The sequence below is a fragment of the Proteus alimentorum genome (assembly GCF_002607735.1).
Lineage (GTDB): Bacteria > Pseudomonadota > Gammaproteobacteria > Enterobacterales > Enterobacteriaceae > Proteus > Proteus alimentorum.
Genome location: NZ_NBVR01000003.1, coordinates 15,414 through 37,305, shown reverse-complemented (window position 1 = coordinate 37,305; position 21,892 = coordinate 15,414). Strand labels below are relative to the sequence as shown.

16 protein-coding genes are annotated in these 21,892 nt (G+C 40.3%); all 16 read left to right on the top strand.

Annotated features, from left to right (window positions below; genetic code table 11):
* The first annotated feature begins 9 nt into the window (after positions 1-9).
* The 16 genes from hscA (at position 10) to der (ending at position 21,864) form a co-directional block, all read left to right on the top strand.
* On the top strand, positions 10-1,860 hold the full coding sequence (gene hscA, locus B6258_RS00500) for a Fe-S protein assembly chaperone HscA (RefSeq protein ID WP_099073655.1): 1,851 nt from the start codon (positions 10-12) through the stop codon (positions 1,858-1,860).
* A gap of 2 nt (positions 1,861-1,862) precedes the next feature.
* Positions 1,863-2,198 (top strand): ISC system 2Fe-2S type ferredoxin, encoded by a 336-nt coding sequence (gene fdx, locus B6258_RS00495; protein WP_006533442.1) that lies wholly within the window; start codon positions 1,863-1,865, stop codon positions 2,196-2,198.
* Between the two features lie 15 nt (positions 2,199-2,213).
* A complete protein-coding gene (iscX, locus tag B6258_RS00490; RefSeq protein ID WP_006533441.1) occupies positions 2,214-2,408 on the top strand; it encodes a Fe-S cluster assembly protein IscX in 195 nt (64 codons plus the stop codon).
* Positions 2,409-2,687: 279 nt separating this feature from the next.
* A complete protein-coding gene (pepB, locus tag B6258_RS00485; RefSeq protein ID WP_099073654.1) occupies positions 2,688-3,983 on the top strand; it encodes an aminopeptidase PepB in 1,296 nt (431 codons plus the stop codon).
* 27 nt (positions 3,984-4,010) lie between these two features.
* Complete coding sequence (locus B6258_RS00480; RefSeq protein WP_099073653.1) at positions 4,011-4,436, top strand: enhanced serine sensitivity protein SseB C-terminal domain-containing protein; 426 nt, start codon at positions 4,011-4,013, stop codon at positions 4,434-4,436.
* 294 nt (positions 4,437-4,730) lie between these two features.
* A complete protein-coding gene (locus B6258_RS00475) occupies positions 4,731-9,818 on the top strand; it encodes an alpha-2-macroglobulin family protein (protein ID WP_476704250.1) in 5,088 nt (1,695 codons plus the stop codon).
* Positions 9,819-9,866: 48 nt separating this feature from the next.
* On the top strand, positions 9,867-12,188 hold the full coding sequence (gene pbpC, locus B6258_RS00470) for a peptidoglycan glycosyltransferase PbpC (protein ID WP_099073651.1): 2,322 nt from the start codon (positions 9,867-9,869) through the stop codon (positions 12,186-12,188).
* Positions 12,189-12,532: 344 nt separating this feature from the next.
* The gene (ndk, locus tag B6258_RS00465; RefSeq protein ID WP_023581630.1) at positions 12,533-12,958 is read left to right on the top strand and encodes a nucleoside-diphosphate kinase; all 426 of its coding nucleotides are present in this window, start codon (positions 12,533-12,535) and stop codon (positions 12,956-12,958) included.
* A gap of 155 nt (positions 12,959-13,113) precedes the next feature.
* Positions 13,114-14,295: a dual-specificity RNA methyltransferase RlmN gene (gene rlmN / locus B6258_RS00460; protein WP_023581631.1), complete on the top strand. Its 1,182-nt coding sequence runs from the start codon at positions 13,114-13,116 to the stop codon at positions 14,293-14,295.
* 88 nt (positions 14,296-14,383) lie between these two features.
* Positions 14,384-14,818 carry a hypothetical protein gene (locus B6258_RS00455; RefSeq protein WP_088495059.1) on the top strand — a complete coding sequence of 145 codons (435 nt, stop codon included), beginning with the start codon at positions 14,384-14,386 and terminating at the stop codon, positions 14,816-14,818.
* 74 nt (positions 14,819-14,892) lie between these two features.
* Positions 14,893-15,861, top strand: coding sequence for a cytoskeleton protein RodZ (rodZ, locus tag B6258_RS00450; protein WP_099073650.1), 969 nt, complete (start codon positions 14,893-14,895; stop codon positions 15,859-15,861).
* A gap of 47 nt (positions 15,862-15,908) precedes the next feature.
* Positions 15,909-17,030 (top strand): flavodoxin-dependent (E)-4-hydroxy-3-methylbut-2-enyl-diphosphate synthase, encoded by a 1,122-nt coding sequence (gene ispG / locus B6258_RS00445; RefSeq protein ID WP_088495061.1) that lies wholly within the window; start codon positions 15,909-15,911, stop codon positions 17,028-17,030.
* 122 nt (positions 17,031-17,152) lie between these two features.
* Entirely contained in the window at positions 17,153-18,436 is a 1,284-nt protein-coding gene (gene hisS, locus B6258_RS00440; RefSeq protein ID WP_099073649.1) for a histidine--tRNA ligase, read from the top strand.
* Between the two features lie 10 nt (positions 18,437-18,446).
* Positions 18,447-19,067 (top strand): YfgM family protein, encoded by a 621-nt coding sequence (locus B6258_RS00435; RefSeq protein ID WP_099073648.1) that lies wholly within the window; start codon positions 18,447-18,449, stop codon positions 19,065-19,067.
* Between the two features lie 14 nt (positions 19,068-19,081).
* Positions 19,082-20,254, top strand: coding sequence for an outer membrane protein assembly factor BamB (gene bamB, locus B6258_RS00430; protein ID WP_099073647.1), 1,173 nt, complete (start codon positions 19,082-19,084; stop codon positions 20,252-20,254).
* 119 nt (positions 20,255-20,373) lie between these two features.
* Positions 20,374-21,864, top strand: coding sequence for a ribosome biogenesis GTPase Der (gene der / locus B6258_RS00425; RefSeq protein ID WP_099073646.1), 1,491 nt, complete (start codon positions 20,374-20,376; stop codon positions 21,862-21,864).
* The last annotated feature ends 28 nt before the right edge of the window (positions 21,865-21,892 follow it).

The following is a 21,892-nucleotide window of genomic DNA, read 5'->3' as shown; positions in this document are numbered from 1 at the left end:
GAAATAGTTATGTCATTATTACAAATTAGTGAACCCGGTCAAACGCCCGCACCGCACCAACGCCGGCTTGCAGCGGGTATTGATTTAGGTACGACACACTCATTAGTTGCCACTGTGCGTAGTGGGCAAGCCGAAGCGCTTTCTGACAGTGAAGGTCGCTATTTATTGCCATCTGTCGTGCAGTATCAAGTTGATAATATCAACGTTGGTTGGAATGCTAAAAAAGAAGCAGAAAAAGATCCTGCTAACACGATAAGCTCAATTAAAAGAATGGTGGGTCGCTCACTGAGTGATGTGACAAGCCGTTATCCAAACCTTCCTTATCATTTTCATGAAAATGATAATGGTTTACCGCTGATCAAAACAGCCGCAGGTATTGTTGATCCTATTCAAGTCTCTTCTGACATTTTAAAAACATTGGCTGAACGTGCAACGCAATCATTAGGTGGAGAACTTGATGGTGTTGTTGTTACCGTACCTGCTTATTTTGATGATGCTCAACGTCAAGGCACAAAAGAAGCGGCTCGCCGTGCTGGTTTGCATGTTTTACGTTTATTAAACGAACCCACTGCAGCCGCTATTGCTTATGGTCTAGATTCAGGAAAAGAAGGCACTATCGTTGTTTATGACTTAGGTGGTGGTACTTTTGATATCTCTGTTCTTCGTTTAACTAAAGGCGTTTTTGAAGTCTTGGCCACTGGTGGTGATACCGCGTTAGGTGGCGATGATTTTGATATGATGCTGGCAGATTGGATAAGAGAACGAGCTGGTTTTGGACATCAAAAAGATGCTGTATTACAACGTCAATTACTGGATGTTGCATCAGAAACCAAAATTGCATTGAGTGATAATGATGTTGCGAATATCAACATTAATGGATGGAAAGGTGAGATCACGCGTGCTGAGTTTGAATCATTAATTCAATCATTAGTGAAACGTACACTATTATCTGTTCGCCGCGCATTAAAAGATGCAGATGTTGAAATAGATGAAGTTCTAGAAGTGGTTATGGTTGGTGGTTCAACTCGTGTGCCATTAGTTCGTCAAATGGTGGGTGATTATTTTAAACGTGAACCTTTAACCTCTATCGATCCAGATAAAGTGGTTGCCATTGGTGCTTCAATCCAAGCTGATATTTTGGTGGGGAATAAACCGGATAGCGAAATGCTATTGCTGGATGTTATTCCACTTTCTCTTGGTCTTGAAACCATGGGGGGATTAGTTGAAAAAGTGATCCCACGCAATACCACTATTCCTGTTGCCAGAGCACAAGAATTTACCACATTCAAAGATGGTCAAACGGCAATGAGTGTTCACGTTGTTCAAGGTGAACGTGAAATGGTGAGCGATTGTCGTTCTCTTGCTCGTTTTACACTGCGTGGAATTCCACCAATGGCTGCGGGGGGCGCACATATTCGTGTCACATTCCAAGTGGATGCTGATGGCTTACTCAGTGTTAGTGCGATGGAAAAATCAACGGGTGTTGAAGCCTCCGTACAGGTCAAGCCTTCTTATGGTCTTAGTGATACTGAAATCGCTAAGATGATCCAATCTTCGATGGAAAATGCCCAAGAAGATTTACAAGCTCGTCGTCTAGCCGAGCAAAAAGTCGAAGCTGCTCGCGTGTTAGAAAGTTTAACCGCAGCATTAGAAGAAGATGCTCATCTATTAAATGAAGATGAGAAAACCGCTATCGACAAAGTTGTAGATACCTTAATAGAGAGCGTTGAGGGAACAGATCCTGTTGCCATTGAAAACGCGATTAAACTACTGGATAAGCAAACTCAGGATTTTGCAGCGCGTCGAATGGATTCATCTATTCGACAAGCGTTGGCAGGTCATTCTGTGGATGAGATATAACTATGCCTAAAATTGTATTTTTACCCCATAGCACACTGTGCCCTGAAGGTGCGGTTGTTGACGCAACAGAAGGTGAGTCTATTCTAGATGTTGCATTACGCAACGGCATTGAGATTGAACATGCGTGTGAAATGTCGTGTGCATGTACAACTTGCCACTGTGTCGTGCGTGAAGGTTTTGATTCACTAGAAGAGAGCTCTGAGCTTGAAGACGACATGTTAGATAAAGCATGGGGTTTAGAGCCAGAAAGCCGCTTAAGTTGCCAAGCCAAAGTGACTGACGAAGATTTAGTTGTTGAGATCCCTAAATATTCGATTAATCACGCAAGAGAGCATTAATTTTAGGAGCCTAGTATGAAATGGAGTGATACGCGTGAAATAGGGGAAGCGTTATTTGATCTTTACCCTGACACTGATCCTAAAACGGTACGCTTTACTGATATGCATCAGTGGATTTGTGATTTAGAAGATTTTGATGATGATCCACAGAAATCCAATGAAAAAATTCTTGAGGCTATTTTACTTGTTTGGCTTGATGAATTTGAATAATTGATGACATCGTAAATTTAAAAGACTGGCTTATTGCCGGTCTTTTTGCATTATGACCTTTCACATTTTACTTTATCAGTGATTTAAAAATAACCATAAAACGGAAGCCTAGATATTTTATTATGCGATCCTCTTCGAGGAATATTATGTAAATATAGAAGATCACTGGATGATAATGGTGACCTCTTGGTTTTTGCAGTAAATTGATCACGCTAAACGGTAAATATCTGGTAGTCTGAATAGGTTAACTGCCACCAGTAATAATAAGTGAGACAATAAATGAATAAACAAATTATGCCTATCATGCTGTCAAATGAACCTGCTGCTGCATGTTGGGGTGAAAAAGCACTAATTAGCACTAGCGAAACCGGCATGACAATCCACTTAACGGAAGAAAACCGTTTAGGCGCTATTCAGCGTGGTGGACGTAAAATTGATGGTCAAGGTATTCGCAATGTTGCACTTGTTGGCGACGGCTGGGATTTAGAACGGAGTTGGGCTTTCTGGTTAGGTTTTAGAGCACCTAAAGGCGCTCGTTCAATCGAATGGCCACAATTAAAGGATGCAGATAAACACGAACTAGAATCACGTATTCGCATCATTGATTGGGTTAGAGATACCATCAATACACCTGCTGAAGAATTAGGGCCTGAGCAACTGGCACAACGTACTGTTGATCTTTTCTGTGGCCTTGATAAAGACGATATTAGTTATAAGATCACCAAAGGTGTTGATCTGCGAGATCAAAACTATGCCGGTATCTATACAGTTGGACGAGGTTCTTCTCGTGATCCTGTCTATTTAGCATTAGATTTCAACCCAACGAAAGATAGCAATGCCCCTGTCTTTGCTTGTTTAGTCGGTAAAGGTATTACTTTTGACTCAGGTGGTTATAGTATCAAACCTTCATCATCCATGAATTCAATGAAAGCTGATATGGGTGGTGCAGCAACCTTAGCAGGTGCTTTAGCATTAGCGGTGACTCGTGGTTTAAATAAACGCGTAAAACTACTGCTCTGCATTGCAGATAATATGGTCAGCGGTAATGCTTTTAAATTAGGTGATATTATTCGTTACCGTAATGGCAAATCAGTTGAAATCATGAATACAGATGCTGAAGGCCGTTTAGTTTTAGCTGATGGTTTAATTGATGCAAGCAATATTGCACCAGAACTGATTATCGATGCAGCAACATTAACGGGTGCAGCTAAAGTTGCAGTAGGTAATGATTACCACTCTGTATTGAGCTTTGATGATAAATTAGCCGCAGAGCTACTGACTAGTGCTGAACAAGAAAATGAATTGTTCTGGCGTCTACCATTAGCGGATTTCCATCGTAGTCAATTACCTTCTAGCTTCGCTGATCTAAATAATATTGCAGCACCTTCCCATACTGCTGGTGCAAGTACTGCGGCTGCATTCTTATCGCACTTTGTCACTGACTACAAAAAAGGTTGGGTACATATCGACTGTTCAGCAACGTACAGAAAATCTTCTGTAGAACAATGGGCGGCAGGTGCGACAGGTTACGGTGTACGTTCTATCGCGAATCTGTTATTAGCAAAAGCAAAATAATAAACGTTATTTGATTTGGAGTTTGTAATGGGTGTATCTGAACAATTTGAGACACAAGAAATTGTTTCTGTTGAAGGTTCTTCTTTAAAGTTAAGCATTTTAGAGCCACAACCTGAAAAATTAACAACTGCACTTAGCGAGTTTTTTGGTGAACATAAACCGATCCGCCGTGCCTTCATTGTTAATGCTCAGGAGCAAGATAATGAAGAGTCATTTTATCTTATTGGTTTAGAAATAACGGGTGAAGAAGATGTGATTGCGCAGATACTCCCACAAGCGGCTGAATCGGCTTTTGAATATTTAGATGAAGGGCAATCTCTAGATTTTTGTTTTGTGAATAAAGATGAAAAAGGCGTGAGTCATTTTATGATCCATCACGTATCACCTTTTTATCAACGTAAACTTGGGGGATTCTTAAGAAAAGGGATCCCGATAGTGAATTTGGATAGTTAATTCAGCCCTCAAAATTTAGGCGATATCTCATCAGATATCGCTTTTTTTTATCCTATAATAGAAAATTGACTAAATTAGCAAATCGTTTGCATTTTTATGTAACGCTTTGTTTTAGATAGGCTTTGTTTTTGAAGTAAAAATAAGGCGACTTTGTGTTGTCATTTATTTCATCTTACGCGGTAAAAAATAGCTTATTGAGTTATTTTTTATCTTATTAGAATGAAGAAATACATATATTATCTCTGCCTGCATAAAACATCGCATTATTCAGGGGTTGAATTAAAGGAAATGGATATGAACCAAAACCAATTTAGACAATATACAGAAAAGAGAGGCTATCGTTGGAGCTCTCTTGCTGTTGTATTGGCATCAGCATTGGCTCTTACCGGCTGTGATGATAAAGCGGATGAAAACACATCATCGACGGATAAGACGCAAAATACACAATTGACAGAGCAAAAAGATACCACTCAGAGCACATCAGGTACAGCAACTCAAACAAGCGAAAAACCCGCAGTTACAACAAAAACAAATAACGAAACTGCATTAAAAAGCAAAGAAGTCCGTGATGAGTTGGCAATGCGTTTTGCCGGAAAAGAAGTCACTGTATTAGATGCATCAGAATTACAGCGTGATGGCGCGAGCACAATGGTGGTGACTTTCTCTGTACCGCTTGATCCTGACCAAAAGTTTGATGATGTTATTCACCTTGTTGATACTAAAAAAGGGAAATTAGAAGGTGCGTGGGAGTTATCTGACAACTTAATGGAATTGCGTTTCCGCCATTTACCACCATCAACAGAATTAAATTTAACGATTGATGAAAAAATAAAAGGCATTAATGAACGTACATTAACGGCACCTTTTAGCCAGAAATTCACGACAGAAGAAATTTTCCCGTCTGTTGGCTTCACCAGTAAAGGATCGTTACTGCCACTTGAAGCAGCTGAAGGTCTACCCATTATTGCGCTAAATGTGGGGCAAGTTGACGTAAACTTTTTCCGCGTTAAAGATGATCAATTAGCTCAATTCTTAACACAATGGGAAAGTCGTTCCAATATTAACTATTGGGAATCCGATGAATTTTTATCTCAAGCTGATTTGGTTTATACCGGTCGCTTTGAATTAAATACAGAAAAAAATACCCGTGAAAACGTATTGTTACCGCTAAAATCAATAGATGCCCTGAAAAAAGAGGGCGCTTACATTGCGGTTATGCAACAAGCGGGTAAATACTCTTATACAGTGCCTGCAACGGTATTTACATTTAGTGATATCGGACTGTCGATGCACAGTTATCTTGATACGTTAGATATCTTTACCCAATCACTTAAAAATGGTTCTGCATTAGATAAAGTAGAAATTCGTCTATTAGATGAAAAAGGTGGATTGATTTCTAAAGCGCAGACAGATAGCCAAGGGCATGCCACACTTGATAAAAGTGATAAAGCACGTTTATTAATGGCTATTCGTGATGGACAAACCAGTATGATTGACTTGCGTAAACCTGCGCTTGATCTTTCTGAATTTGATATTGGTGGTCCGCAAGGTTATAGCAAACAATTTTTTGCTTTTGGTCCTCGCGATCTCTATCGTCCCGGTGAAACATTAATCGTTAACGCCCTGCTACGTGACGGTGATGGTAATCCTATTAAAGAGCAACCTGTTAAAGTCGATCTGCTTAAAACAGACGGGCAAGTGTCTCGTCGTTTTGTTTGGCAACCGGAGAATGGACTTTACCAATTAAAACTGGTTATTCCAGCCGATGAAAATACGGGTACACGTACACTGCGCTTTGATGTAGGCGATGGTACTCCTCGTTTTTATGAATTTCAGGTCGAAGATTTTATGCCAGAACGTATGGCATTAGAAATCACCGGTAAGAAAGGCATTTTATTGAGTGGTAATGACGCGTATTTTGACATTAAGGGCCGCTATCTTTATGGTGCACCAGCTGCCGATAATCGTTTACAAGGGCAAGTATTCTTAAAAGCCTCTCGTGAAGCTGTCAGTAAATTACCCGGATATGAGTTTGGTGCTGTAAAAGATGAAAACTTCAGCCGTCTATTGGATGAGTTTGAACTTAATTTAGACGCTGATGGTGAAGGTGAGTTAAGTGTTGATAGTGAACGCTACGCTGAATTGAAATCACCTATCAATATCATTCTACAAGCAAGCTTACTTGAAGCGGGTGGACGTCCTGTTACTCGTCGTTATCAACAAGCAGTTTGGCCTGCCACGCATCTTGCGGGTATTCGTCCTGTTTTCCCTAAAAAAGAAGTTTACGATTACCGTACAGACAAATATAAATCAGGTTATAGCGTTGATGAAAACTCAATGGCTGAATTTGAAATTGTCTATACAGACCAAGACGGTAAAAAACTACCTGCTAATGATCTGAAAGTGAAGTTTATCTATGAACGTCATGATTATTACTGGCGTTGGTCTAGTTCGAATGGCTGGGAATCTGGCTATAACGAAAAAGATCTGCAAATGGATGAGCAAACAATCAAGATTGCGAAAGATGGTACTGCAAAAGTGGCATTCCCTGTTGAGTGGGGTTCTTATCGTATTGAAGTTGTCGATCCTAAAACAGAATTGGTCAGTAGCCTACGTTTCTGGGCGGGTTATTCTTGGATGGATAACACGGGGGGAACAGGTGCGGTAAGACCAGACCAAGTTAAATTGAAACTGGATAAAGACGGTTATTTACCGGGCGAAAAAGTTAAGTTAAACATTGTTGCGCCTCATCCGGGTAAAGGTTATGTGTTATTGGAATCAAGTAATGGGCCTTTATGGTGGCAGGAAATTGATGTACCAGAAAAAGGGCTTGATGTTGAAGTGCCTATTAATAAAGAGTGGGCAAGACACGACCTCTATCTGACTTCTGTTGTTGTAAGACCGGGAGACACTTCAAAGCAAGCGACAGTAAAACGTGCTGTGGGTATTTTACATTTACCATTGCAGGATAAAAATCGTCGTATTGATATTTCACTTGATGCACCTGAAAAAATTCGTCCTAACCAAGATTTAAAAATCCGCATTAAAGCGAATCCAGTTGCAGGTCAGCCATTACCTGAAAATATTAATGTATTGGTTTCTGCGGTTGATACTGGTGTATTGAATATCACAGAGTATAAAACCCCTGATCCTTACGATGCTTTCTTTGGTCGTAAACGTTATAGCATCGACCAATATGATGTTTACGGACAATTAATTGAAGGGCAAGGGCGTTTAGCTAACTTGCGTTTTGGTGGTGACGGTGGTGAAGCAACCGCATTATCTCGTGGTGGTAAAAAGCCATTAACGGATGTGCAAATCATTGCTCAACAAACAGCACCTGTAAAATTAAATGCGCAAGGTGAGGGTGAAGTTTCTTTACCTATTCCTGAGTTTAATGGTGAAGTTCGTTTAATGGCACAAGCTTGGACTGCCGATAAATTTGGTAGCCAAGAAGGTACAGTTGTTATTGCAGCACCGTTAGTGACTCAGCTTTCATTACCTCGCTTTATGGCTGGTGGTGATAATGCACTGTTGTCTTTAGATTTAACCAATCTAACGGACGATGCTCAATCTATTACCTTAAATTATACCGCTTCAGGTTTGGTGGGATTAGGTGGCGCAGAAAGTAAAACTGTCTCGCTAACGAAAGGTGAACGTACTCAAATTCAAATTCCAGTAAAAGCGAAACATGGCTTTGGTCAAGGTGAATTCTCACTATCTATTTATGGTATTAAAGTACCGGGTGAAGAGATTAAACCTTACCACAATACATGGAATATTGGTGTTCGCCCTGCATTCCCAGCAGAAACTATTCACTATGCAAGTACATTGCAAGATGGTGATACTTGGCGTTTACCATCAGAAATTTTAAGTCGCTTTAATAGCTCAACGCTTGAAGGTGAATTATTACTGACTAGCCGTCCTCCGTTACAAGTGGCGCGTTATGTTAGAGAGCTGTTTGCTTATCCTTATGGTTGCTTAGAACAAACCGTCAGTGGGCTTTATCCTTCACTGTATTCAACGGAAAAAGAGTTGAAACAGTTGGGAATTAAAACGCAAACTGATGCTGATAGAAAAGCAGCTATAGAGAAAGGTATTGCTCATCTACTGACGATGCAAAAATCAGAAGGTGGATTCTCTCTATGGGATCAGGGTGGGCGTGAAGAATATTGGTTAACTGCGTATGCAACCGACTTCTTATTCCGTGCATCACAACAAGGTTACTCAGTTCCTGCTGATTCATTAAAACGTGCAAATGATCGTTTATTACGTTATTTACAAGATAAAAACTTAGTTAACTATGAATATGCAGTTAACCAAGATGCAGCGCGATTCTCAGCAAGGGCTTATGCTGCGTTAGTATTAGCAAATCAGCAAAAAGCACCTTTAGGTGAATTACGTCGTCTCTATCTTGAGCGTAATCAAGCTGGAAGTGGCTTAGCCTTAGTGCAGTTAGGTATCGCATTAAAACTGATGGGTGATAGCAGCCGTGCTGAAAGCTTAATTGCTGAAGGTGTGACAACACCGCGTAAATATAATTATGGATTGGGCGACTACGGTAGCACCATTCGTGACAAAGCATTAATTATTGCCTTGTTAAGTGAAAATAACCTTGAAACACAATCTCGTGATGCAAGTGTGATGACGTTATCGGATAACTTAACAAGCCGTGAATGGTTCTCAACCCAAGAAAGTAACTCGTTATACCTTGCTGGGCGCTTCTTTATTAATATGGCAGAACAGCCTTGGGAAGTTGCTGTTAATCGTCAAGTTCCTGCAATCAGTAGCGATCGTGCAGTCAATGAGACATTAACATCAGCACAATTACAAGAAGGCTTAGAGCTAAATAATCGTGGTGGTGCCGCAATTTATTCTCGTATGAATATTGTGGGCTATCCGAAAGTTGCTCCGGCTCCTTATAGTAATGTATTAAATATCTATCGTAGTTATTATGATTTGAAAGGAAACCGTGTTCATCCTAGTCGCTTACAAAGTGGTGAAATGCTGGTGGTTAAACTGGAAGTTTCTGCTGATAGAGACGTACCTGATGCATTAATTGTTGATTTATTACCTGCGGGTCTTGAGATCGAAAACCAAAACTTAGCATCAAGTAGTGCAAGCTTAAGTGATAGTGCTGCAGACTTGCAGGAATTTATCGACGATATGGGACAAGCAAATATCAAACATCTTGAGTATCGTGATGATCGCTTTGTTGCCGCTATCTCTGTTGATAAATATCGTCCGACAACATTGCTCTATTTAGCAAGAGCAGTAACACCGGGTAGCTATCAAGTACCACCACCACAAGTTGAATCTATGTATGTGCCTTATTGGCGTGCAATAGGATCAACAGAAACCAAGATTGACGTTGTTCCTTAAATCTTGTAGCCCTTTCTTCGGAAAGGGCTTTTTCCTTTGAGTGATTGAATGAAACTAGGATATAAACGGCTTATTGCTGTTATCATTATTTTTTTGCTAGCAACGCCGATTTTAGTCTGGATCGCAGATAAAATTTGGCCTCTCCCTGATCCTGAACCCCAAATTGCAACTATCGTTACAGCGCAAGATGGTACACCTCTTTGGCGCTTTGCCGATAAAGAGGGGGTATGGCGTTATCATGTCAAACTCGCTGATGTCTCTCCTGAATATTTAGATGCCTTGATTACTTATGAAGATCGCTGGTTTTATCAGCATCCCGGTGTTAATCCCATGGCGATATTACGCGCAGCGTGGCAAGATCTAAGCTCAGGAAGAATAGTGTCGGGCGGAAGCACGTTATCAATGCAAGTGGCTCGCCTTATTGATCCTCACTCCCGTACTTTAAGGGGAAAAATCAAACAGCTTTGGCGCACCTTGCAATTAGAGTGGTATTACTCAAAAGATGAAATTCTAGAGATTTACCTCAATAGAGCCCCCTTTGGCGGTACGTTAGAAGGCATTGGTGCAGCAAGTTGGGCTTATTTAGGCAAATCACCCGCTGATTTATCTGCGGGAGAGGCGACATTAATGGCAGTATTGCCACAAGCTCCAAGCCGTTTGCGGCCAGATAGATACCCTGAACGAGCCCAAGCAGCCAGAGATAAAGTATTAGATAGGTTGGCAGAGTATCAAATATGGTCACAAGAAAAAGTTGATGAAATCAAAGAAGAACAGGTTTTATTAGCACCAAGGCAAACACCGCAATTAGCACCATTGCTGGCTCGTCGTATGTATAACGAAAAGCGAGAGCCTGTTATTACAACAACGATTGATATTAATATTCAACGACAACTCGAAGATATTGCGAATCAATGGAAGTATCAATTAGCGGATAAAACATCCTTAGCCATCCTCGTTGTTGATCATACGGATATGAGTGTGAAAGGGTATGTCGGTTCTGCCGATTTTAATGACAACTCGCGCTTTGGTCATGTCGATATGATTAGTGCATGGCGCTCGCCTGGTTCAACATTAAAGCCATTTATTTATGCACTCGCATTAGATGAAGGGCTTATTCATGCAGAATCACTTTTACAAGATGTTCCTCGCCGATTTGATAATTATCGTCCTGGTAATTTTGACTCTGATTTTAATGGCGCAGTCAGTGCCAGTGAAGCATTAAGTCGCTCTTTAAATTTGCCCGCGGTACAACTTATCGAAGTGTATGGCGCGAAGAAATTTGCAGCAAAATTGCGTCATAACCATCTTGAAATGCGCTTTCCTTATGGCTCAGAGCCAAATTTAGCGCTGATTTTAGGAGGAACTGCAACACGAATGGACGAGCTTGTTTCCGCCTTTAGTGCATTAGCAAGGCAAGGAAAAACAGCACCATTACGTTTTAAACCGGAACAAATAATAGAAAACCGAGAGTTGATGTCACAAGGAGCAGCGTGGATTGTTAGGCGCATATTAGCTGGAGAAGCCAGACCTCGCCCAGATAGTGCTATTTCACCCGTTGTTCCTTTGGCTTGGAAAACAGGGACAAGTTATGGTTATCGGGATGCGTGGTCTATCGGTGTGAATGCACGCTATACCATAGGTGTTTGGGTAGGAAGACCGGATGGAACACCTGTTGCAGGGCAATTTGGTTTTGCGACGGCTGTTCCTATTATGAATCAGGTCAATAACTTATTAACTGGCTATTTCTATCAAAATAAACAAAGACCACCAATAGATTTACGTCCTAATAGTGTAACGGCAGCAACAATTTGTTGGCCGACAGGTAAAGCATTACCTAAAGAAGACAGTAATTGTAGAGTCAGTCGCCGAAGCTGGATCTTAGATAACACCATTCCGCCAACTCTAGTGAATGATAGCCAAGAAGGTATTTTGGGGATCAACGAAAAAATTTGGTTAGATGATGAAGGTAAACGTACTGGACCTAATTGCCCTAACGCAGAGCTAAAAGATATTGCTTTATGGCCGATCGCATTAGAAGCATGGTTGCCTGAAAAAGAGCGTAGAGCGAGACGACTGCCGCTGATTTCTGAAACTTGCCCACCAATTAAAGAAGATATTATTCCTTTATTTATCTCGGGTATTCGTGCGGGTGATTTATTAAGGCCATTACCCGGTGAAACTAATCTCGAAATAACCGTTTCCACGCAAGGTGGAAGTGGTATGCAATGGTGGTTTTTAAATGGTGAGCAAATAGGTAAAACAGAAAACGGGGAAACATTCTCTTATTTATTAGAGAAACGAGGTAAGTACCAGCTTTCAGTGCTTGATCTAAGTGGTCAAACGGATATGGTTAATTTTATATTTCGTTAAACTAAAACGATGAAATAAACGAGAACTGAGTAATTTCTCACTAAAATAGGCTTTTTAATAAAGATAAATAGACTATTTATTGAGAATTATTTTGGTTCTTTTTTATTCGTATTTTCTAGTTTGGACATGGAAAACGTCAAAAATGTGATTAGATCGATAATTTATAACTTTTTTGCCACAGTTTTTTAAAAAAAAAGGATATTCAATCTGTGCAATTCATTTTTATCCTCCTATAATCGAGCACTATTTTTTGCAGGGAATGCGGTTTTTGATTCGTTTTTCCATGATCTGCGATAAAAGAGATAACAAAAGTTATCATTAATAAAATAATTTAGAGGTAAGACATGGCTATTCAGCGCACATTTTCTATTATCAAACCAAACGCAGTGAAAAAAAATGTTATCGGTGCTATCTATCACCGTTTTGAAAGTGCAGGCTTTAGCATTATTGGCGCTAAAATGCTGCATTTAACGCGTGAACAAGCTGAAGGCTTTTATGAAGAACACAAAGGCCGTCCTTTCTTTGACGGTTTAGTTGAATTTATGACTTCTGGCCCAATCATGGTTCAAGTGTTAGAAGGTGAAAATGCGATCCAACGTCACCGTGATCTGATGGGTGCAACTAACCCAGACAACGCATTAGCGGGTACATTACGTGCTGACTACGCTGATAGCTTTACTGAAAATGCGGTACACGGTTCAGATTCAGAAGCTTCTGCTGCTCGTGAAATCGCATACTTCTTCACTGAAAACGAAGTTTGCGCGCGCTAATTTATTAGCATCTCTACGCGAAAAACAGTACAATGCGGCGCCCTGTTTGATAATTAACAGGGCGTTTTTATTATTGTTTAATTATACAAATATATAAGTATCCCATTAGCATCAAGGCTAATGCAGGCCGCATAGTGTAACAACGAGGCAATGTCATGACCCAATCTACCACCCCAGCGCCAAGCGCTTCTGTCGCTGTTTCTAAAGAAAATACTGTGAATCAAAAAACTAAAATTAATCTGTTAGATTTAAATCGTAAACAGATGCGTGAGCTTTTTGTCTCTATGGGCGAAAAACCTTTCCGTGCTGACCAAATTATGAAGTGGATGTACCACTACTGTTATGACGATTTTGATCAAATGACAGATATCAACAAGGTGTTACGCAATAAATTAAAAGAAATTGCTGAAATTAAAGCACCTGAAGTTTCTGAAGAACAACGTTCAACAGATGGCACGATTAAATGGGCAATTAAAGTTGGTGATCAACAAGTAGAAACTGTGTATATCCCAGAAGATGATCGCGCAACATTATGTGTTTCTTCTCAAGTGGGTTGTGCTTTAGAGTGCAAGTTCTGTTCAACTGCACAGCAAGGTTTTAACCGTAACTTGAAAGTGTCTGAAATTATTGGGCAAGTTTGGCGTGCAGCTAAAATTATTGGCTCATTAAAAGAGACCGGCCGTCGCCCTATTACTAACGTCGTTATGATGGGAATGGGGGAGCCATTACTGAATTTAAATAATGTTATTCCAGCACTTGAAATCATGATGGATGATTTCGGTTTTGGTCTATCTAAACGTCGTGTCACTGTTTCTACATCAGGTGTTGTACCTGCATTAGATAAACTAGGTGATGCGGTTGATGTAGCTTTAGCCATTTCATTACATGCACCAACTGATGAAATTCGTGATGAGATCGTTCCAATTAACAAGAAATACAATATTGAAATGTTTCTTGAAGGTGTTCGTCGTTATATTGCGAAATCAAACGCGAATCAAGGGCGAGTGACGATTGAGTATGTCATGCTTGATCATATTAATGACAGCACAGATCAAGCTCATCAATTAGCTGAACTTTTAAAAGACACACCATGTAAAATTAACTTAATTCCATGGAACCCGTTCCCAGGTGCGCCATATGGACGTAGTTCTAATAGCCGTATTGACCGTTTTTCTAAAGTATTAATGGAATATGGCTTTACGACGATTGTACGTAAAACGCGTGGCGATGATATCGATGCGGCTTGTGGGCAATTAGCGGGTGATGTTATTGACCGTACAAAACGCACACTGAAAAAACGCCAACAAGGTGAACTAATTTCAGTAAAAGCAGTCTGATACAGTTGGATATCTCTTTCTTTGTGAAGTGTATTACATAATCGCGATGTAGAGAGAACAAGGATGAATTTATTTAAGGAATATGACGATGATAAGGATATCATCAGTAGTTATAACTATTGGCTTGATGTTATTGACACTCGGTTGTCAATCATCAGCCAATCAAGAGCGTGTTGCAGTGTCTACACGTTTACAATTAGGTGATGCTTATTTAGCTGAAAGACAATATCAAATAGCGCAATATCATTTCCAAAAAGTGTTATCGGTGATGCCAAATCACTCCGATGCAAATTTAGGAATGGCGTTAACATCGCAGTTATTGGGAAATTCTATTCAAGCGTTAGATTATTACAAATTAGCGATGAACTCGAAGCCAGTAAATGTTAATGTATTAAGGCTTTATGGTAATTTCCTTTGTGAACAAAAACTATTAAACAATAATAGTGTGTTAATTGAGGATATACCGCCAGATTATTTGGTCTGTCAGCAAAGTGATAATAAAATATCAAAAAATTCGCGGTGATACGTTAAGGTACTTTGTGCTTTTGCGAGTTCATCAATGTTAAACATCCAATAGCCACAGTGCCTAGATTGCTAATGAATACTGAAAACAAAACCGAAGAAGTGAAATTAACAGCGGGTCAACTTTTACGCCAGGCACGAGAAAAGGTGGGGCTAACACAACAAACTGTTGCTGATCGACTTTGTTTGAAGTTATCAACAGTGCGCGAAATTGAAACAGACTCCGTTTCTTCTGATATTGCACCAACATTTTTACGCGGATACATGCGTTCTTACGCTAAGTTAGTTGGCGTTCCTGAAAAAGACATCCTAGGTTTTATCGACCAACAAGCGCCTGTCAAACAAATTAGAATGACAACCACACAAAATTACTCATTAGGCAAACGTCATAAAAAACGTGAAGGTTGGCTAATGAAAATCACATGGGTGATTTTGATTGTTATGGTTGCTCTTGTGGGTGTTTGGTGGTGGCAAGGTCATCAGGCTGATCAACAAGAATTAGTCTCTATGGCATCTCAAGACATAGGGCAAAATAGTACACAAGAAAACACCAACACGATAGATTCTCCTTTAGCAGCCTTAGATAATACGTCAACATCTGAAGGTGATAATTTACAAGTACCTGCGTCGCCATTAGTTGATAATCAGGCGAATAATGTCGCTACATCACCAACGACTGAAACGACGTCACCAGCACCAACAGAAGTGAGAACGGTTCCATTACCAGTATCACCTCTAACAACATCAACAACTTCTCGAGCAAATTCAGCACAAGAATCTACCTCATCGGAAGCACCTGCTATTGCGAATCAATTGGTTCTTATGTTTGATGGTGAATGTTGGTTAGAAGTTCGTAATGCTCAAAATAAAGTCTTATTTAATGGTATTAAGAAAGCGGGTGATCGTTTGGAATTTGATGGTGAGCAACCTTATAAACTAAAAATAGGCGCACCTTCTGTTACTCGCTTACAGTTTAATGGCGAATCTGTTGATTTAAGCCGTTTCACTGGAAAAATAGCAAAAATAACAGTACCGAGCGCTTAATCTGACTACACATTTGAGCAAGCATGGAAGCATGGGAGAATTAATCAATGCATAAAGAATCACCTATTATTCGTCGCAAATCGACACGAATTTATGTGGGCAATGTACCTATTGGCGATGGTGCACCTATCGCGGTACAGTCGATGACGAATACACGAACGACAGACGTAGAAGCGACTGTTCGCCAGATAAAATCTCTGGAACGTGTAGGGGTGGATATTGTTCGTGTTTCCGTACCCACAATGGATGCTGCGGAAGCATTCAAACTAATTAAGCAACAAGTTAATGTGCCTTTAGTCGCTGACATTCATTTTGACTACCGTATCGCATTAAAAGTCGCTGAATATGGTGTTGATTGTTTGCGTATCAATCCGGGAAATATTGGTAGTGAAGAACGTATTCGCCAAGTGGTTGATTGTGCTCGTCACAACAATATTCCTATTCGTATTGGCGTAAACGGTGGTTCACTTGAAAAAGATATTCAAGAGAAATACGGCGAGCCAACACCCGAAGCGTTAGTTGAATCAGCAATGCGCCATGTAGATATCCTTGATAAGCTGAACTTTGAACAATTTAAAGTTAGCGTAAAAGCTTCTGATGTTTTCCTTGCTGTTGATTCTTACCGTTTATTAGCGAAAAAAATAGATCAACCTCTGCATCTTGGGATCACCGAAGCGGGTGGCGCAAGAGCGGGATCGGTTAAATCTGCGATTGGCCTTGGGATCTTATTATCAGAAGGTATCGGCGATACATTAAGGATCTCGTTAGCCGCGGATCCGGTTGAAGAAGTTAAAGTTGGTTTTGATATTCTCAAATCCTTACGTATTCGCTCTCGCGGAATTAACTTTATTGCTTGCCCAACGTGTTCCCGTCAAGAATTTGATGTTATTGGAACCGTCAACGAACTAGAGCAACGTTTGGAAGATATCATCACACCTATGGATGTTTCTATTATTGGTTGTGTTGTTAATGGACCGGGCGAAGCTGAAGTTTCAACATTAGGTGTAACTGGCGCTAAAACACGCAGTGGTTTTTATGAAGATGGCGTGAGACAAAAAGAGCGTCTTGATAACGTTAATATGATTGATTTATTAGAAGCCAAAATTCGTGCTAAAGCGTCAATGCTTGATGACAGTATGCGTATAAACATAAATCAATTGGACAAATAACACTCAAAAAACTGGCTCATTGATTAATGAGCCAGTTTTACTATTGATTTCACATTGAATACTGATTGATTTCGCTTCTATAATCAGCCTAACAATCAATTAATAACTATTAGAGAAGAAAAGTGGCACAAAAAATCCAAGCCATTCGTGGTATGAACGACTATTTACCTGCCGACACTCGTGTATGGCAGAAAATTGAAAATACGTTAAAACAAATTTTAGCGGGTTACGGCTTTAGTGAAATCAGAACACCTATCGTAGAGCATACCCCTCTATTTCAGCGAGCAATTGGTGAAGTGACCGATGTTGTTGAAAAAGAAATGTATACTTTTACCGATCGTGGCGAGGATACCCAAAGTCTGACATTACGCCCAGAAAATACTGCCGGTTGTGTTCGTGCAGGTATTGAGCATGGTCTGCTTTATAATCAAGAACAACGTTTATGGTATTTAGGACCAATGTTCCGTTATGAACGCCCTCAAAAAGGTCGTTATCGTCAATTCCACCAGTTAGGTGCAGAGGTCTTCGGTCTACAAGGCCCCGATATTGATGCGGAATTAATTATGCTAACGGCACGCTGGTGGAAAGCGTTAGGTATTGCAGAACACGTAACGTTAGAGCTTAACTCTATTGGTTCATTAGAAGCGCGTGCTAAATATCGTGAAGCGTTAGTTGCTTTCTTAGAGCAGCATGTAGATAAGTTAGATGAAGACTGCAAACGTCGTATGTATTCTAACCCATTACGTGTTTTAGACTCAAAAAATCCAGAAATTCAGACTTTATTGAATGATGCGCCTGAACTTTTCGATTATCTTGATGACGAATCAAGAGCGCACTTTGATGGTCTTTGCGCCTTATTGGATGCTGTTGGTATTACATATCGTGTTAATCAGCGTTTAGTTCGTGGTTTAGACTATTATAACCGTACTGTTTTTGAGTGGGTAACTAGCGCGTTAGGTTCACAAGGAACAGTGTGTGCGGGTGGCCGTTATGATGGTCTTGTGAAACAACTTGGTGGACATCCAACACCAGCAGTTGGCTTTGCTATGGGGATGGAGCGCATGATCTTATTAGTTCAAGCGGTTAACCCTGAATTTGTTGCAGAGACTAATGTTGCTGATGTTTACCTCGCTTCATTTGGTGAAAAGAGCCAAAGTGCAGCATTAATGCTGGCTGAAGAAATTCGTGATCAATTACCAACATTACGTTTAATGACGAATCATGGTAATGGCAACTTTAAAAAGCAGTTAGGACGTGCCGATAAACAAGGCGCTAAAATTGCTCTGATTTTAGGCGAAGATGAAATTAATGCCGGCACTGTTGCAGTGAAAGATTTGCGTTCAGGGGAACAAACCATCGTTGCTCGCAATGAGCTCGCTCAGCAATTGACTCTGTTATTAGGTTAAGGAGAGACTTGTGGAAGTTTATAGCACCGAAAACGAACAAGTTGATGCAATTAAACAGTTCTTTAAAAACTATGGTTTAACTATCGTTTTAGCCGCTGTTATTGGTTTTGGTGGTGTGTTTGGTTGGAAATATTGGCAATCACATCAGACAAATCGTCTGCAAGAAAGTGCAGGTGCTTTTGCAACAGTCAGTGAGGCACTTGCTAAGCCGACACCTGAAAATATTGCATTAGCTGAAAAATTTGCTACTGAAACGAATGATATTTATGGCGCTTTAGCTTCATTAGAGCTAGCGCAAATCGCTATCGATGCTAATGATTTGGTCAATGGTGAACGTCATTTAACGAATGCTGTGGCAAAAGTAAAAAATGACGCATTTGCAGATATGCTTAATCTTCGTTTAGCTCGCGTACAATTAGCATTAGATAAAACAGATGCTGCTTTAGTTTCGTTAGAGCAAGTGAAAGGCAAAGCATGGAATGGAATGAAAAATTATATCCGTGGTGATGTCTTAGCGAAAAAAGGCGATAATGCAGGTGCAACAGCCGCTTATCGTAGCGCATTAACTGATGAAAATGCGGGTGCTATTCGCTCACTGGTTGAACTTAAACTCAATAATTTATCCAATTAAAGGGATCTTCAGACATGCAACTGCGTAAAACTCTCCTGGTTGGTCTACTAGCATCTGCTTTATTGGCAGGATGTTCTAGTGAACAGGATAATGTGACAATGTCTCCATTGCCTGAGGTGCAAAGCCAATTTACACCTAGAGCTGTTTGGGACAAATCAGTTGGAAATGGTATTGGTAAATACTATTCTCACTTGTCACCAACATGGGATGGCGCAGTTGTTTATGTCGCTGATCGCCATGGTTTAGTGAAAGCATTAGATGTAGAAACAGGTAAAGAGCTTTGGTCGCAAGATCTCTCTATTAAAACGGGTTTTCTTTCATCCAATGAGTCCGCATTGCTTTCTGGTGGGTTAACTGTTTCAGGCACTCGCGTTTTTGTGGGAACTGAAAAAGCGAAAGTATATGCACTGAACACTGAAGATGGTTCCATCGATTGGGAAACCGACGTTGCTGGTGAAGCCATTTCAAAACCGGTTGTTAGTGATGGTTTAGTCCTTATTCATACCAGTAATGGTATGTTACAAGGACTCGACTTATTAACGGGTGAGATTTCTTGGACTATTAACTTAGACACACCATCATTATCTCTTCGTGGCGAATCTGCGCCTGCTGTTGCTTATGGCGCAGCGATTATTGGTGCAGATAATGGCCGTGTCAGTGCAGTTGTTCTTTCTCAAGGACAGTTGATTTGGCAACAAAATATTTCACAAATTAAAGGCTCTACTGAAATTAGCCGATTAAATGATGTGGATATCACACCGATTATTGATGAAAATACTGTTTATGCAATGGCATATAACGGTAATTTAGTTAGCCTTGATATGCGTTCTGGACAAATCCTTTGGAAACGTGAGTTAGGCTCAGTCAATGATATGGTGCTGTTGGGTGATAATCTTTACCTTGTTGACCAAAATGACAGAGTTTTATCTGTTCGTAAATCTGATGGTGTGACATTATGGACACAAGAAGATTTATTGCATCGCAATTTAACTGCTCCGGCTATTTTTGATGGCTATTTAGTGGTTGGTGATGCAGAAGGTTATCTCCATTGGATTGATACCAACACCGGTAAATTTATTGCACAAAACCAAGTGAACAGTTCAGGTTTATTAAGTCGCCCTCAAGCGGTACAAGATAAACTGATGATCCAATCTCGTGATGGTAAGCTTTATCTTTATAGTCGGTAATTAATTGCTGACAAATCTATTTATTTTACGGCTCCTTTAAAGGAGCCGTTTCGTCTTTTTAGTAATTACATGTAAAATACAATCAGGTTCGTGATTGTATTTTTATGAGGCATCAAAAAATGATACCCGTTATTGCCTTAGTAGGGCGCCCTAACGTGGGTAAATCCACGTTATTTAATCGACTAACACGCACTAGAGACGCATTAGTTGCTGATTTTCCAGGCCTCACCCGTGACCGTAAATATGGTCGAGCAGAGTTAGAAGGCGAAGAATTTATTATTATTGATACTGGTGGTATTGATGGTGCTGAAGAGGGTGTTGAAACCCATATGGCATCACAATCGCTACAGGCTATTCAAGAAGCCGATATCGTACTGTTTTTAGTTGATGCTCGTGCGGGTTTGATGCCAGCAGACCAAGGTATTGCAAAACATCTCCGTGGTGTTGAGAAAAAAACGTATTTGGTTGCGAATAAAACTGACGGTATCGATATTGATACTGCATTAGCTGATTTTTACTCTTTAGGGTTAGGTGAAATCTTCCCAATCGCGGCATCTCATGGTCGTGGTGTTGCTCAGTTGATTGAACAAGCACTCTTACCAATCACGGGTAAAGTGGTGGAAGAAGAGCTAGAGCTGACTGAAGAAGAAGAAAATGCGGCTTATTGGGCTGCATTAGAAGCAGAACAAGAAGCGCAAGCGCTAGAAGAGGAAGAAGATGACTTCGACCCTTCTACATTACCCGTAAAATTAGCGATTGTAGGTCGTCCTAATGTTGGTAAATCAACACTGACAAACCGTATGCTTGGTGAAGAGCGTGTGGTTGTTTACGATATGCCGGGTACAACGCGTGACAGTATTTATATCCCAATGGAACGTGATGAGAAAGAATATATCATCATCGATACTGCGGGTGTTCGTAAACGTGGCAAAGTGAAAGAAACAGTAGAAAAATTCTCTGTTATCAAAACATTACAAGCCATTGAAGATGCTAACGTTGCATTACTGGTTATTGATGCCCGTGAAGGTATTTCAGATCAGGATCTTTCATTATTAGGTTATATCCTGAATGCAGGTCGCTCATTAGTCATTGCTGTCAATAAATGGGATGGCATGACACAAGATGATCGCGAACAAGTAAAAGCAATGCTTGATCTTAAACTGGGCTTTGTTGACTTTGCGCGTGTTCACTTTATTTCTGCATTGCATGGAAGTGGTGTGGGTAATCTTTTTGAATCCATTCAAGAAGCTTATGTCTGTGCAACGCGTCGCGTCGGAACTTCTATGCTAACTCGTATCATGAAGATGGCAGAAGATGATCATCAGCCACCAATTGTTCGTGGACGCCGTGTAAAAATGAAATATGCGCACGCTGGTGGTTATAATCCACCTGTTGTAGTTATTCATGGTAATCAGGTCACTGATTTACCAGATAGCTATAAACGCTATTTGATGAACTATTTCCGCCGTACTCTACAAGTGATGGGTACGCCAATCCGTATTCAATTTAAAGAGGGTGAAAACCCTTATGCGGATAAGAAAAACAAATTAACCGTTTCTCAAATGCGTAAACGTAAGCGTTTAATGTCGCACTTGAAAAAATCTAAATAAGAAAATTAAATTTCTTATGTAATTGAAA